The organism is Aquabacter sp. (assembly GCF_965279295.1).
GTDB lineage: Bacteria > Pseudomonadota > Alphaproteobacteria > Rhizobiales > Xanthobacteraceae > Aquabacter.
Window position 1 is genome coordinate 132,501 of sequence record NZ_CBDIHQ010000016.1, and the last position, 13,426, is coordinate 145,926.

The 13,426-nt window shown below is 63.6% G+C and carries 10 protein-coding genes and 2 rRNA genes (1 of these 12 running past the window's edge); 6 read left to right on the forward strand and 6 right to left on the reverse strand.

Annotated elements, in window-relative coordinates; genetic code table 11:
- The 6 genes from ADADO0_RS13020 to ilvA all read left to right on the forward strand — a co-directional run.
- Positions 1–114, forward strand: a 23S ribosomal RNA gene (locus tag ADADO0_RS13020) (it extends 2,708 nt beyond the left edge of the window).
- A gap of 95 nt (positions 115–209) precedes the next feature.
- Positions 210–324: ribosomal RNA gene (rrf, locus tag ADADO0_RS13025) — 5S ribosomal RNA — on the forward strand.
- Between the two features lie 645 nt (positions 325–969).
- Complete coding sequence (locus tag ADADO0_RS13030) at positions 970–2,508, forward strand: ATP-binding protein (RefSeq protein WP_511305580.1); 1,539 nt, start codon at positions 970–972, stop codon at positions 2,506–2,508.
- A 508-nt stretch (positions 2,509–3,016) separates the two neighbouring features.
- Positions 3,017–4,447: a basic amino acid/polyamine antiporter gene (locus tag ADADO0_RS13035; protein ID WP_511305581.1), complete on the forward strand. Its 1,431-nt coding sequence runs from the start codon at positions 3,017–3,019 to the stop codon at positions 4,445–4,447.
- A 31-nt stretch (positions 4,448–4,478) separates the two neighbouring features.
- Complete coding sequence (arcA, locus tag ADADO0_RS13040) at positions 4,479–5,729, forward strand: arginine deiminase (protein WP_511305582.1); 1,251 nt, start codon at positions 4,479–4,481, stop codon at positions 5,727–5,729.
- Between the two features lie 195 nt (positions 5,730–5,924).
- Positions 5,925–7,436: a threonine ammonia-lyase, biosynthetic gene (gene ilvA, locus ADADO0_RS13045; RefSeq protein ID WP_511305583.1), complete on the forward strand. Its 1,512-nt coding sequence runs from the start codon at positions 5,925–5,927 to the stop codon at positions 7,434–7,436.
- A gap of 118 nt (positions 7,437–7,554) precedes the next feature.
- Here the strand turns inward: ilvA and ADADO0_RS13050 are convergent, their stop codons facing one another.
- The 6 genes from ADADO0_RS13050 to ADADO0_RS13075 form a co-directional block, all read right to left on the reverse strand.
- A complete protein-coding gene (locus ADADO0_RS13050) occupies positions 7,555–8,358 on the reverse strand; it encodes an HpcH/HpaI aldolase family protein (RefSeq protein WP_511305584.1) in 804 nt (267 codons plus the stop codon).
- A gap of 37 nt (positions 8,359–8,395) precedes the next feature.
- Complete coding sequence (locus ADADO0_RS13055) at positions 8,396–9,367, reverse strand: Bug family tripartite tricarboxylate transporter substrate binding protein (RefSeq protein ID WP_511305585.1); 972 nt, start codon at positions 9,365–9,367, stop codon at positions 8,396–8,398.
- A gap of 41 nt (positions 9,368–9,408) precedes the next feature.
- On the reverse strand, positions 9,409–10,203 hold the full coding sequence (locus ADADO0_RS13060; protein WP_511305586.1) for an amidohydrolase family protein: 795 nt from the start codon (positions 10,201–10,203) through the stop codon (positions 9,409–9,411).
- Positions 10,200–11,213 carry a 2-hydroxyacid dehydrogenase gene (locus ADADO0_RS13065; RefSeq protein ID WP_511305587.1) on the reverse strand — a complete coding sequence of 338 codons (1,014 nt, stop codon included), beginning with the start codon at positions 11,211–11,213 and terminating at the stop codon, positions 10,200–10,202. The genes ADADO0_RS13060 and ADADO0_RS13065 overlap by 4 nt, the downstream gene beginning before the upstream one ends.
- A 93-nt stretch (positions 11,214–11,306) precedes the next feature.
- Positions 11,307–12,221 (reverse strand): LysR family transcriptional regulator, encoded by a 915-nt coding sequence (locus ADADO0_RS13070; RefSeq protein WP_511305588.1) that lies wholly within the window; start codon positions 12,219–12,221, stop codon positions 11,307–11,309.
- A 36-nt stretch (positions 12,222–12,257) separates the two neighbouring features.
- Complete coding sequence (locus ADADO0_RS13075; RefSeq protein WP_511305589.1) at positions 12,258–13,370, reverse strand: linear amide C-N hydrolase; 1,113 nt, start codon at positions 13,368–13,370, stop codon at positions 12,258–12,260.
- Between the last annotated feature and the right edge of the window lie 56 nt (positions 13,371–13,426).

Sequence of the window (13,426 nt, forward strand, 5' to 3'; positions counted from 1 at the left end):
CAAAACGAGTTTTCCCTTGAGAGCCGTGGAAGACCACCACGTTGATAGGCCGGGTGTGTAAGCGTGGCGACACGTTCAGCTTACCGGTACTAATAGCTCGATTGGCTTGATCGTTCTCATCCTCGATGTCCATGCAAGGCATGCGACAAAAAACGGATCCGGAGCAAAACGCTCCAAAGACCAGCTTCATTCCTCATGTCCTTCGCCGGCCTGGTGGCTATTGCGTGAAGCCTGAACCCGATCCCATCCCGAACTCGGCCGTTAAACTTCACTGCGCCAATGGTACTTCGTCTCAAGACGCGGGAGAGTAGGTCGCTGCCAGGCCTGCAAAGGACATGACGAAATAAGCTAACCAGCTTCAATGCCCATATAGACGACCAAAAACAACAAAACCCCGCCTGAGAAATCAGACGGGGTCTTTTCGTTTAGAATAATGAATCTGGCGTAGCCGGAACATGCCCGCTCTATTACCTAAGATCTTCCGGGAATTGAAAATACGGCCTTGCGCAGAATTTCGCAAAACACCGCGTCTGTTGCTTCATAAAGCCGCAACATGTCCGCGCCAGCCGCTCTGCTGGTCCGCCGGCACTGGGGCCGCGAAAATCTCAAAGCCTCAGCCGTGCGAGCTGAAGAACGCAATCACGGGTCGACCTTGCTGCGCGATTGCCAGATCCCAAATCCTTGGGCTTGCAAGCGCGAGCGAAAAGGCGAGGGAATCGGGCGCATGGCAGAGACTGTCGATGTCGCTCGTCTCAAGCTCGAGGCCAATGGCGGCGTATCGGCTACATGCGGATCGAAGCCTGACGAATCCAGCACCCTGGTATGGCACAGCGCCTCGATATAACTGCCGCGCCCCATTCATTACCCTCTTGGTGCACCGAGAGGCTTGTGGGCGGTTGAACACGCCGCGCGAATTGATATGAGTCCGGCCATGATTTTTTGTCGCTCCACCGCAATGCGGTCGCCACGATGACGGCGCCCGCCAAGGTGTCCATCGATCTCGGGACCCGCGCAGGCGGGGGAACGGCTGTGCTGGATCTGGAGGAGCTTCTGGCCACGCGCCTTCTCGTGCAGGGAAATTCCGGCTCGGGAAAGTCGCACCTGCTGCGTCGGCTTCTTGAACAGAGCGCCCCCTGGGTGCAGCAGGCGATCATCGATCCGGAGGGGGATTTCGTCACGCTGGCGGATCGCTTCGGCCATGTGGTGGTGGATGCCCAGCGCGGCGAGGCAGACCTTCAGAGAATAGCCGCACGGGTGCGCCAGCATCGGGTTTCCGTCGTGCTCAACCTCGAAGGTCTCGACGCCGACCAGCAGATGCGCGCCGCCGCAGCCTTTCTCGGCGGCCTGTTCGATGCGGACCGGGAGGTCTGGTATCCGGTCCTAGTGGTGGTGGACGAGGCGCAATTGTTCGCCCCCGCAGCGGCTGGCGAGGTCTCGGACGAAGCCCGCAAAGTGTCGCTTGGCGCCATGACCAATCTCATGTCCCGAGGCCGCAAGCGCGGCCTTGCCGGGGTAATCGCCACCCAGCGTCTCGCGAAGCTTGCGAAGAACGTGGCGGCAGAAGCTTCCAACTTCCTCATGGGCCGCACCTTCCTAGATATTGATATGGCGCGTGCCGCCGATCTGCTGGGGATGGAGCGGAGGCAGGCAGAGATGTTCCGCGATCTGGAGAGTGGCAATTTCGTTGCGCTCGGCCCGGCCCTGGCGCGTCGGCCGCTTCCGGTGCGCATCGGCCCGGTGGAGACCTCGGCCCGCTCCACCAGTCCCAAGCTGATGCCGATGCCGGAGCCTGCTGCGGCCGAGGACGCCCACGATCTGATTTTCACCGCCGGTGCCCATGAAACACGGCCCCTGGTGCCACGCCGTCCGCCGGCGGTCGCGCCCACGGCGGATGTGCTGGCGCAACTTGCCCGCAGCGTGCAGCCCACACCTCCGCCTGCCGCTGCGGCCGCGCCGCCTCCCGGTTTGTCCCCGGAGCAGCGTCAGGCGGCGATCGACGGTGTCATGCGGGAGATTCTCGCAGAGAGCGTCGCCGGCTTCCGCACCATCGCGGTGCTCTACCAGGACTTTTTGGTGCGTTGCCGGATCCGCCGGGTTGGAAACGATCCCCTCAGCCTCTCGGCGTTTCGCCGCCGGCTGGCTGTGGCCCATGCCGGTATCGACATGGCGGAAGCCGAGGCGGAGGATTCGCCCTGGGCCGAAGTTCTGACCATGGCCGGCACGCTGCCGGAGGAAATGCAGGGCGTGTTCCTGTCGATCGCCCGTGCCGCGTTCGACCACCGCCCCTGTCCGTCCGACGCCGATGTCGCACGCGCCTATGGCAGCCGCTCGCCCGGTCGTGCGCGCCGCCTCCTGGCCTATATGGAGGAGCAGCAGGTGATCGTGTGCCGCCTGGATGGCCGGGGCAGGCGCATCGTCGCCATTCCCGGCCTTGCCTGGGAAACCGAGCCCGGCGATCCAAACGCCCCCGCCAGTGCGCCTCTGGCTGAAAGCAGCCCTGCCGACTGAAGCTTCCAGGCTCCGAAACATCCGCCATGTCGCCGCGTTTTAAAGCCCGCGCACGCGAGGGTCGGCCAGTTCCGCTTCAAAGGCTTTGCGCGGGTAAATTCGGGCCGGCGCAGCGCCATGCCGTGAGAGGATGGTGAGATGAGCCCAGTTGCAGAGCGCCCGCTGGCCTCGCGTCTCCTTCTACATATCTGGGATTATATTTCCCTTGGCATCGATATCATTGGTCGCTCCCGCGTTGCGGTGAACGAAAATTCGATGCACATCCATAAATGCTGCGTCTGCGAATTATTGTATCCAGTATTTATACTTAAACTTGGCTATTTTTATAAAGTATTATTAAGATAAATTTGCGTTGCAGCACGAAGGGCTATTTACGATTTTACTTAAATCATTCTCGAATCGGCGCCTTTGTTCTATAAATAGATTGTGTTCCGATGCTGCCTTCGTCGGAAACAGTGGGTTTTCCAGTCGCCGGCCTGGTTTTCCGGCGTGTCGCGGAGTGTGTCCGATGGCTGAAGTGCAGTCTGGGAAGCTTTCCCTCCCCATTCTGACCGCCATGGTGGTCGGTTCCATGGTCGGCGCGGGCATCTTCTCGCTGCCGCGAACCTTCGGAACCGCGACCGGGCCGTTCGGCGCCATCATCGCCTGGTGCATCGCCGCCGGGGGCATGTACATGCTGGCCCGCGTGTTCCAGTCGCTCGCCGAGCGAAAGCCCGATCTCGATGCCGGTGTCTATGCCTACGCGAAGGCAGGCTTCGGGGACTATCCCGGCTTCCTCTCAGCCTTCGGCTATTGGATCGGCACCTGCATCGGCAATGTCTCCTATTGGGTGCTCATCAAGTCCACGCTGGGCGCCTTCTTTCCGATGTTCGGAGACGGCAACACCGTCATCGCCATTGTCCTAGCCTCGGTGGGTATCTGGCTGTTCCATTTCATGATTCTGCGCGGCGTACAGCAGGCAGCCGTCATCAACACGGTGGTGACGGTCGCCAAGGTCGTGCCGATCCTGGTCTTCATCATCATCCTGATCGGTGCCTTCAGGCTGGATCTGTTCCGGGCCAATTTCTGGGGCGGCGTCGGCATGCCCGAGACCAGCCTGTTCGATCAGGTGCGCGCCACCATGCTGGTGACTGTGTTCGTGTTCCTCGGCATCGAAGGCGCCAGCGTCTATTCGCGGTTCGCGAAGAAGCGTTCGGACGTGGGCAGCGCCACCATTCTCGGCTTTATCGGCGTCACCAGCCTGATGGTGCTTGTGACCATGCTGCCCTATGCCGTGCTGGATCGCGCCGCCATCGCCGGCATGCGGCAACCGTCCATGGCCACTGTGCTGGAAGCGGTGGTGGGGCATTGGGGGGCAATCTTCGTCAGTGTCGGGCTCATCGTCTCGGTGCTTGGCGCCTATCTCGCCTGGTCGCTGATCTGCGCGGAGGTCCTGTTCACTGCCGCCAAGACGCGCGACATGCCCAAGGTCTTCGCCACGGAGAACGCGGCCAAGGTGCCGGCTGCCGCGCTGTGGATGTCAAACATCGTTGTTCAGCTCATCGTCATCTCGACCTATTGGTCGAGCGATGCCTTCTCGCTGATGCTGAACCTCACCAGCGCCATGTCGCTCATCCCATATCTTCTGGTTGCGGGCTTCGCCGTGCTGATCGCCAAGCGCGGCGAAACCTATGAGGTCCGCCCGCAGGATCGCACCCGCGACCTCACCATTGCGGGCATCGCCACGGCCTACACCATCTTCATGATCCTGGCCGGCGGCAGCAAGTTCGTGCTGCTGTCCTGCGTGCTCTATGGGCCCGGCAGCTTCCTCTACATTTGGGCGCGGCGTGAGCAGGGCAGGGTGCTGTTCACCCCCATCGAATGGGCGATCTTCCTGGCGACGCTCGCCGGCTGCGCCGTCGGCATCCACGGCCTCGCCACCGGCTACATCACCCTTTGATACAACCAGCAAAAGAACAGGGAGCATCAACATGAGCGATGCCGCAGCCATTCCTTTCGGTGTCCATTCAGAAGTCGGCCAACTCCGAAAGGTCATGGTCTGCGCTCCGGGGCGCGCCCACCAGCGGCTGACTCCGAGCAATTGTGATGCGCTGCTGTTCGACGACGTGCTGTGGGTGGAAAACGCCAAGCGTGATCATTTCGACTTCATCACCAAGATGCGGGATCGCGGCATCGATGTGGTGGAGATGCATAACCTGTTGGCCGAGACGGTCGCGGTGCCGGAAGCCAAGGCATGGATTCTTGACCACCAGGTGGTGCCGAACCAGATCGGTCTCGGCCTGATCAATGAAGTGCGCTCGTATCTCGAGGGGTTGTCGAACCGCGAGTTGGCGGAAACCCTGATCGGCGGCCTTTCCACCTATGAATTCCCTGAAGGCATTGGCGGCGAGCAGCTTGACCTGATCCGCGACGCGGCAGGCACCAACGAATATCTGCTGCCGCCGCTTCCCAACACGCTCTACACCCGCGACACCACCTGCTGGATCTATGGCGGCGTCACACAGAACCCGCTTTATTGGCCGGCACGGCACGAGGAAACCATCCTCACCACGGCGATCTACAAATTCCATCCCGACTTTGCCGGCAAGGTCAACGTGTGGTGGGGCGACCCCACCAAGGACTGGGGCATGGCCACGCTGGAAGGCGGCGATGTTATGCCGATCGGCAAGGGCAATGTGCTGATCGGCATGAGCGAACGCACCTCGCGCCAGGCCATCAGCCAGCTTGCCGCTACGCTGTTTGAGAAAGGCGGCGCTGAGCGGGTCATCGTCGCCGCCATGCCGAAGCTGCGGGCGGCGATGCATCTCGACACGGTCTTCACCTTCGCCGACCGCGACTGCGTGCTGCTCTATCCTGACATCGTCAACAGCATAGAGGCGTTCTCCTATCGCCCGGACGGCAAGGGCGGCGTCGAACTGCACAAGGACAAGGGCAGCTTCGTGGAGACCGTGCGGGATGCGCTGGGCCTCAAGAAAATGCGCGTGGTGGAAACCGGGGGCAACGCCTACATGCGCGAGCGGACCCAATGGGACAGCGGCGCTAATCTGGTGTGCGCCTCGCCGGGCGTGGTCTATGCCTATGATCGCAACACCTACACCAACACGCTGCTACGCAAGGAAGGCATCGAGGTCATCACCATCTCCGGTGCCGAGCTTGGGCGCGGGCGCGGCGGCGGGCATTGCATGACCTGCCCGATCATCCGCGACGCCGTCGACTACTGACGCACGGCGGGCGGCTGGGTCGCCGCCTTTAACCTGACCTCGTTATGCACGCCCGAGACTCCAGGACGGATTCTCGGGCGTGTTTTTTATGGCGGGGGTGCGGGCGGTGCATTTTGAACGGCTCAATTTGTCGCCGCCATTGACCCGGCGGTGACAAGCGGACATGCCTTGCGCCGACACTCAGGAAGATGAGACATGCAAGACTACGTCCGGCGCATCCTCGATACGGCAGTCTACGAGGCGGCGATCGAAACCCCGCTTGATCGGATGAGGACGCTCTCCGAGAAGCTGGGCCGGGAGGTGCTGCTGAAGCGGGAAGACCTTCAGCCGGTGTTCTCGTTCAAGCTGCGTGGCGCCTACAACAAGGTCGCCCGGCTGACCGAGGATGAGAAGCGGCGCGGCGTCATCTGCGCGTCCGCCGGAAACCACGCGCAGGGCGTCGCCTATGCCGCGGGGCGTATCGGTGTGAAGTCCACCATCGTCATGCCAACCACCACCCCATCCATCAAGGTCGAGGCCGTGCGCCGCCTGGGTGGTGAGGTCGTCATTTACGGCGATGCCTTCGACGATGCGCGCCTGCACGCGCTCGCGCTCTGCAAGGAGCAGGACCTTGTGTTCGTCCACCCCTATGACGATCCCGACGTGATCGCGGGGCAGGGCACCATCGGTGTCGAACTGCTGCGCCAACATCCCGGTCCGCTCGCCGCCATCTACGTGCCCATTGGCGGGGGCGGGCTTGCGGCCGGGATTGCGGCTTATGTGAAATTCCTGCGTCCCGACGTCCTCGTGATCGGCGTCGAGCCGGAGGATGCTGCGTCCATGAAGGCGGCGATCGCGGCGGGCCGTCCGGTTCCGCTGAACGAGGTCGGCATCTTCGCCGATGGCGTCGCCGTGCGGCAGGCCGGCGACGAGACCTTCCGGCTGTGCAACGAACTGCTCGACGACGTGGTGACCGTCACCACCGACGAGATCTGCGCGGCCATCAAGGACATATTCGACCACACCCGCGCGATCGCGGAGCCGGCCGGCGCGGTCTCGCTTGCCGGCCTGCGGCGCCATGCGGAAATCCTGACGTTGCCGGGGGCGGTGATCGCCATCGCGTCAGGTGCAAACATGAATTTCGACCGTCTTCGGCACGTCGCTGAGCGTGCGGAGATCGGCGAGCGGTCCGAGGCTCTGCTCGGCGTCACCATACCGGAGCAGCCAGGCGCCTATCGCGCGTTCATTCGGCTGCTGGGCGGACGCTCTATCACGGAGTTCAACTATCGCATCTCGCGTGGCACGAGCGCGCAGATATTCGTCGGCGTGGCTCTCAAGGGGGGAGAGGCGGAGAAGCGGGAGGTCATCGCCCTGCTGCGGGATAACGGCCTGACCGTCGTGGATATGACCGACAATGAACTGGCCAAGCTGCACGTCCGCTACATGGTCGGCGGGCGCGTAGAGGGGCTGGAGAACGAGATACTCTGCCGCTTTGAATTCCCCGAGCGCCCTGGCGCGCTGCTGAAATTCCTGGAGGGCCTACGCTCGGATTGGAACATCTCCCTGTTCCACTATCGAAACCACGGTTCCGACTTTGGCCGCGTGCTTGCGGGCATCCAGGTTCCCCCCTCGGAGCGCCTCGCTTTCGAGGGTTTCCTCGCAGAACTTGGATATGCGCATTGGGACGAGACTGAAAATCCGGCCTACGCCATGTTCCTGGGAAATTGACGGAGCCATTCCGCCCCGAGGGGGGCTACACGACGGTAGGCTTTGGCACCGGCCCGCTCGCGGTCGGCTGGCAAAAGGAAAAGAGCGCGCGGCGCAAGTCGTCGCGCGCTCCCTCAACCTAGTCCTGCAGTCCGTGAACGAACTTCGCCCGCTCGGTTGCGGCGGAGAGCAGAAATGAGAGTTCAGTACCGGCGGAGATGAAGCGCACTCCGTCCTTCACCAGAGCCCGCAGCAACTCCGGCATGTTGGTAAGGCCGCCCACGCCGACGTGGCGTCCGTGCCGTCGGGCAGCGGCGAGCACCTTACCGAAAATGTCCATCACCGTCGCCGGGTCGAGCGGCAGGGGCAGGCGGAGTGCGGTCGCGAGATCGTTCATGCCGACATGGAGGATGTCGATGCCCTCCACGGCGGCGATCTCGTCGATCCGCCCGAGGGCCTCCTCGGACTCGATCATCACATTGACCATGGTGCGCTGGTTGAGGATGGCATTGCCCTCGGCCGTCGGCACGCTGCGATAGTTGAAATGCGGCAGGCCGCTGGAGACCGAGCGAATACCGAGAGGCGGGTACTTCACGCCTTCCACCACCACCCGCGCGCCGGCCGCGTTCGAGACGCCCGGCACGATGATGCCCATGGCGCCGCTGTCCAGCACCCGGCAGATGGCTTCGGGCGAACTGTCCGCGACGCGCACCAGCGGTGTCACGCCGAGGTCCACCGCCGTCATGCAAATCTGGCCGGTGGTGTCCAGCGACGCCGAGGAATGCTCAAGGTCCACATAGAGCGCATCGAAACCTGCGGCCTTGGCGATGCGGGCGATCTCGGTGCCGCGCGAGATGCGCAGGATCATGCAGGCCACCACTTGGCCGGCATCGAGCTTTTCCTTGAGGTGGTTTCGCGCGGCAAACGAGGCGTAGTCGGTCATTGTTCATCCCTTCCTGGAAGGCTGCGGAAGGCTGCGATCAGTTGGCCGTGGCGCCTGAGATTTTCACGATCTCGGCGGAGGCGGCGACGTCTTTGTCGAAGAATGTGCGAAACGCCTTCGGCCCCTGAAAGAACGGCACGGCGCCGAGGTCGGTCAGGTGCTTCTGCACATTGGGATCGTCGACCGCCACCTTCACTGCCGCCGCGATGCGTTCCAGCCGGTCCTCGGGGGTTCCGCCGGGGGCGATGAGTCCGAACCAGGAGGCCGCCTCGAAGCCGGGGACACCCTGCTCCGAAATTGTGGGGACGTCAGGCTTCAGAGAGGAGCGTTCCAGGGTCGCCGCGCCGAGGATCTTCAACTTGCCCGCCTGCACGAACGGCATGGCTGCCGGCAGGCCGGTAAACATGATCTGGACCTGGCCCGTGGCAACGTCGATCAGCCCCTGGCCGGTGCCGTTATAGGGCACATGCAGCAGCTTGGTTCCGGTCTTGTAGGCGAACAGTTCGGCCGCCAGATGCGTGAAGGCGCCGGGGCCGGTGGAGGCATAGGCGATGGAGCCGGGCTTGGCCTTGGCGAGGGCGATCAGTTCCTGAATGTTGTTCGCAGGCAGGGACGTGCTGGCGAACAGGAAATACGGCGTCACCGCGATGGAGGCGATGGGCGCGAGATCCTTGATCGTGTCGTAGGTGAGGTTGTTGTAGAGCGAGGCGGCGCCCGACGTTGCCGAGGAAGCCACGAAGAAGGTGTAGCCATCAGGCGGCGATTTCGCCACCGCCGCCGTGCCGATGGTGCCGTTGGCGCCTGGCTTGTTGTTGGCGATTATCGTCTGCCCGAGATTCTGCTCCATCTTCTCGCGCACCAGCCGGCCGATGATGTCGCCGGTGCCGCCGGGGGCGGTGGGGATCACCATGTTGAGCGGCTTGGAGGGGAAGGTTTGGGCGATGGCCGCACCGGCAAATGCGAATGCCGCCGTTGTCACAAGGCCGAGTAGAGCTAGGCGTCGGTTCATCTTGTCCTCCCAAATTTCGTTTGGCCGGTGGTCGGCTCTTGTCAGTCTTGAAAGCGGTAGAGTTTGCGGGCCGTGGCGTGGATGGCGTCGCGCTGCGCCGCATCCGGCACCCACGCTTTGAAGCGGTTCTGCGTCGAGCCGTAGGTCACCTGGTCCTCGAACCGGGTGAAGGGCCAGTCGCTGCCCCAAAGCAGGCGTTCGGTGCCGGCCTCGGCCAGAAGACGCCGGGCGAGGGGGGCGACATCCACGTCCGGAAAGCGGTAGGCGGCGGAAAGCTTCACAAAGGTGCGGCCGTTGGCGAGCGCGCGCAGCGCCGCCTGATAGCCCACGCTGTCCTCTCCTTGCCCGGCATCGGGATGGCCGAAATGGTCCACCACGACCTTCAGCCCCGCCTTCGCGAAGATCGGCAGCGCGTAGGCGAATTTCTCGCCTTCCGCATACATGTGGACGTGCCAGTCCAACTCCACCAGCTTGCGGAACAGGCCCGCATATTCGGCGCTGGCAATGTCCGGCAGGGTGTAGCCGAGGGCCATAAAGCGGATGCCTGCCATGCCCGCCGCATCCATGGCGCGCAGCGTCGCCATGTCCACGGTCGGGTCGACGATGCAGGTGCCGCGCAGGCGCGGATGGGCGCGCAGCGCCTCCAGCGTGAAGTCGTTGTAGGTGCCGAACGCGCTGTGGGCGACGATCACGCCGTAATCCACGTCGTGCGCGTCCAGCTCCGCGAGATAGTCCGCTGCGGTGTGGTCGCTTTTGGGGACGTAGCGGGTACCGGGGATAAGGGGGAGGCCACGCACGAAGATGTGGGCGTGGGTATCGACCCGTTTGCCCGTCATTGGGCGCCCGCCGCACGCAGGGGTGTCGCGGGTCGGCCGGGCGGGACGATCACGTCCTCGCGCGGCAGCTCGGCGCCGCGCAGGCACAGTTCCATGTTGCGGAAGGCGTGGCGCGCGACGCTCTCCACATTGTCGAACACGCCGCCGCCGGTGTGCGGCGTGACGATCACGTTGTCGAGCGACATGAAGGGATGGTCCGGCGGCGGCGGCTCCACCTCGAACGCATCGACGCCGGCGCCCAGCAGCTTGCGGCTCACCAGCGCCTCGTAAAGCGCCTGCTCGTTGACGATGCCGCCGCGCGCCGTGTTGATGATGACGGCCCCGTCTTTCATCTTGGCGATGGCGCCGCCGTCGATGGCATTGCGCGTGCCGGCATTGAGCGGCGCGTGGACCGAGAGAATGTCGCTGGTGGCCAGAAGTTCGTCGAACTCGACCCGGCGGACGCCCAGTGCGCGTTCCGACACCTGGTCGGCGCCGCGCACGTCGTAATAGATAATATCTGCATCAAAGCCGCGCAGGCGGTGCGCCACCATGCGGGCGATGTTGCCGAAGCCATAGAGGCCCACGGTCTTGCCCCCCACCTGATAGGCTATAGAACGCATGCGCTGCTTGAGGGAGATGCCCTCGCGCAGTCGGCGGTCGCACAAGGCAATATGACGGTAGACGGCCAGCATGAGGCCAACCGCCAGTTCGGCAACCGGTCCGGCGTTGCATCCAAAGGCGATGGTGACGCCGACCCCGGCCGTGCGAGCGGCCTCAAGGTCGATTTTATCATAGCCGATGCCCCATTTCTGGATCAGCTTGAGCGAGGGCGCGGCCGCCATGAGATCAGCCCTGACCGGCGCATAGCCGGTGAGAATGAACTCGGCGTCCCTCACGCTTTTGATATGGGCGTCGATATCGTTGGTATTGACGAAGTCGATCTCGAAGCCGTCAGGGACGCACCCAGCAATCACCTCATAGACTTCGGGCGCCATGATATCGAGAAAGGCAACCTTGTGTGCCGGCACGCTCGGCCCTCCCACGTTTTTAAGTTGGCGCGACTATCGGGCCTTGCCGGACCCGCAGCCAATCGCAACTTGTAGGAAGGTCATAATCTCAGCTTATGCGGATAAGTCCGTACCCTTATCGCTTCCGGCCACTTCGTGCAGGGCGCGCAGGAAAGCCACGACGGCTGTCGAGCGCGGCTTGGCGGCAAGGTAGATGACGTTCGCCTTCGCCGTGATCGGCGGCGACATCGGGCGCACGGCAAGGCCGGGCAAGGCGAGGACGCTCACCATGCGCGCATCCACGATGGCAATGCCGAAGCCCTGCTGCACCAGGCGAAGGCCGGTCAGCGACAGGTCCACATGGGCGCGGAACACGGCCACACGGCCCGCCGCCAGAAAGGCACGGTCCACCGGCTCGCGCAGCAGGGATTGCGGCGTGTAGGTGATCAGCGGCAAGCCGTCGAGATCCTGGGGCGTTATCTCCGCCCGCGCGGCGAGCGGATGATCGGCGGGCAGGATGCAGGCAATTTCCGCTTCGGCCAGCGGGGCGGCGACGAGGCCGGTGGATGCGGGAGGGTCCGCGAAGCAAACGCCGAGGTCCACCTCGCCGGTCAGCAGCCGATCCAGCACGCTTTGCGTGGTCAAGGTCTGGAGGAAGAATGTCACCTCCGGCTGGGCGGCTTGAAAGGCCGCCATCGCCTGCGTGACCAGCCCATGGATCAAGGGGAAGGAGCCGGCGACGGAGACCGACCCCAACTTACCCCCCGCGAGATCGCGGCTCATCTCACCCACCTTATCGATCCGGCGGAAGATGCCGGCGATGTCGGGGTAAAGCGCGTGCGCCTCGGGGGTGGGCTGAAGCCGCCCGCCGATCCTGTCGAACAGGCGCATGCCCAGGCCGGCCTCGCAATGGCGAAGCACGGCGCTGACGGCGGGCTGCGATATATTGAGGAGCTTCGCCGCGCCCGTCACGGAGCCCGCGCGCATGATGGCGTTGAACACTTCCATCTGGCGCACGCTCATGGGCATTGGGGAATCCTCAAACCTTCCGCCCTAGACCCGCGTCTAGCCGACACCGCCACTGAGCAGACCGGTGGCGTCGGATGCCCCGCCATTCAGCGCCTTGAGCGGCAGAACGCGCGGCTGCTTCAGATCTTTGAGCGCGGCCACGTCAAACCGCGTGTAGTTCAGGCTCTTGTAGTCGCGGATGAAAAACAGCGTGCGCTCGAGATCCGCGAGACTGGTCCAAGATGTGAACTCGGTCGCATAGTCCGCGCCCGATTTTTCCTCCAGGCCGGCAACTTCGAGATGGCCGCCGTCCTGCTGCGGATAGTCGATGGTGACGCCGCGCGCGCGGTCGAAATTATTCAAGATGTGCGCCAGCGTCAGCACGGCGTCGTCCGGCGTTTTGGCGGTCTCGGTGTACTGGGAATAGAACGCGGCCCGAACGAACCTGCCAACCGAAGTATTCGACGCCGGTAGGCCGGCGGTGGCGATGCCCGAATCCGGCTGAAGCGCCTTGTAGCTGCCGAAACGCGCGGTCGGCGCGTCCACATTCGTGAGGAAGGTGTAATTGTTGAGATTGGTGAGATGCCACGGAAAGGCAGGGCCGTTGGTCATAACGCCCACCGGGTTGTCGTAAACCGACATCTCGCCCTTATCGAACTCGATCACCAGCGCGGCGCCGCTCGCATCGTGAACCACATAGTGGAACGGCGATTCCACGCCGCCGAGGATCGCCAGCGGCTGCACCATCACGGGCTGCGCGGCGAGCGCGGCCTTGACCTCGGCGACATTCCCGAACTGCCCGAGAACCCAGGCACCTAGGTCGGAGGCGCCCAGCACCGCCTGCGTCACCTGCGCGGCGCGGTGGCCATCGCCGGCGGCAGGGTAGGACAGCAGGCTGAACGTCACGCCGCTGTCGTTGAGACCTTCAAGGATTTTGAGGTCCGCGATGCCGATCGGCTTGTCAGCGGTGGGCACGCGGCAGGGCATGGTTACGGCGAGCACGCCGTGGTGCGCCGCGAACGAAAGCGGCGCCTGCCCCTCAACCTGCGAGGTGGTGGCGAAGCCGGCCGGGAAATAGGCAATCTGATAGGGAAGGTCCATCGTCAGCTCGAGCGTGCGCCCGAAGTAGACTTTTCCTGTGGCGTCCCGATAGCTCAGAGATGTGCACATTTCCGCGTTGTTCCTCGTTCGCATCGAAGGCCGTGAAAGTCTGACCGCAGCATTTA

Coding starts and splice junctions, on each gene's coding strand:
- ADADO0_RS13075 (WP_511305589.1), bottom strand. CDS start 13,370: ATGTGCACATCTCTGAGCTATCGGGACGCCACAGGAAAAGTCTACTTC.
- ADADO0_RS13070 (WP_511305588.1), bottom strand. CDS start 12,221: ATGCCCATGAGCGTGCGCCAGATGGAAGTGTTCAACGCCATCATGCGC.
- arcA (WP_511305582.1), top strand. CDS start 4,479: ATGAGCGATGCCGCAGCCATTCCTTTCGGTGTCCATTCAGAAGTCGGC.
- ilvA (WP_511305583.1), top strand. CDS start 5,925: ATGCAAGACTACGTCCGGCGCATCCTCGATACGGCAGTCTACGAGGCG.
- ADADO0_RS13050 (WP_511305584.1), bottom strand. CDS start 8,358: ATGACCGACTACGCCTCGTTTGCCGCGCGAAACCACCTCAAGGAAAAG.
- ADADO0_RS13060 (WP_511305586.1), bottom strand. CDS start 10,203: ATGACGGGCAAACGGGTCGATACCCACGCCCACATCTTCGTGCGTGGC.
- ADADO0_RS13035 (WP_511305581.1), top strand. CDS start 3,017: ATGGCTGAAGTGCAGTCTGGGAAGCTTTCCCTCCCCATTCTGACCGCC.
- ADADO0_RS13055 (WP_511305585.1), bottom strand. CDS start 9,367: ATGAACCGACGCCTAGCTCTACTCGGCCTTGTGACAACGGCGGCATTC.
- ADADO0_RS13030 (WP_511305580.1), top strand. CDS start 970: ATGACGGCGCCCGCCAAGGTGTCCATCGATCTCGGGACCCGCGCAGGC.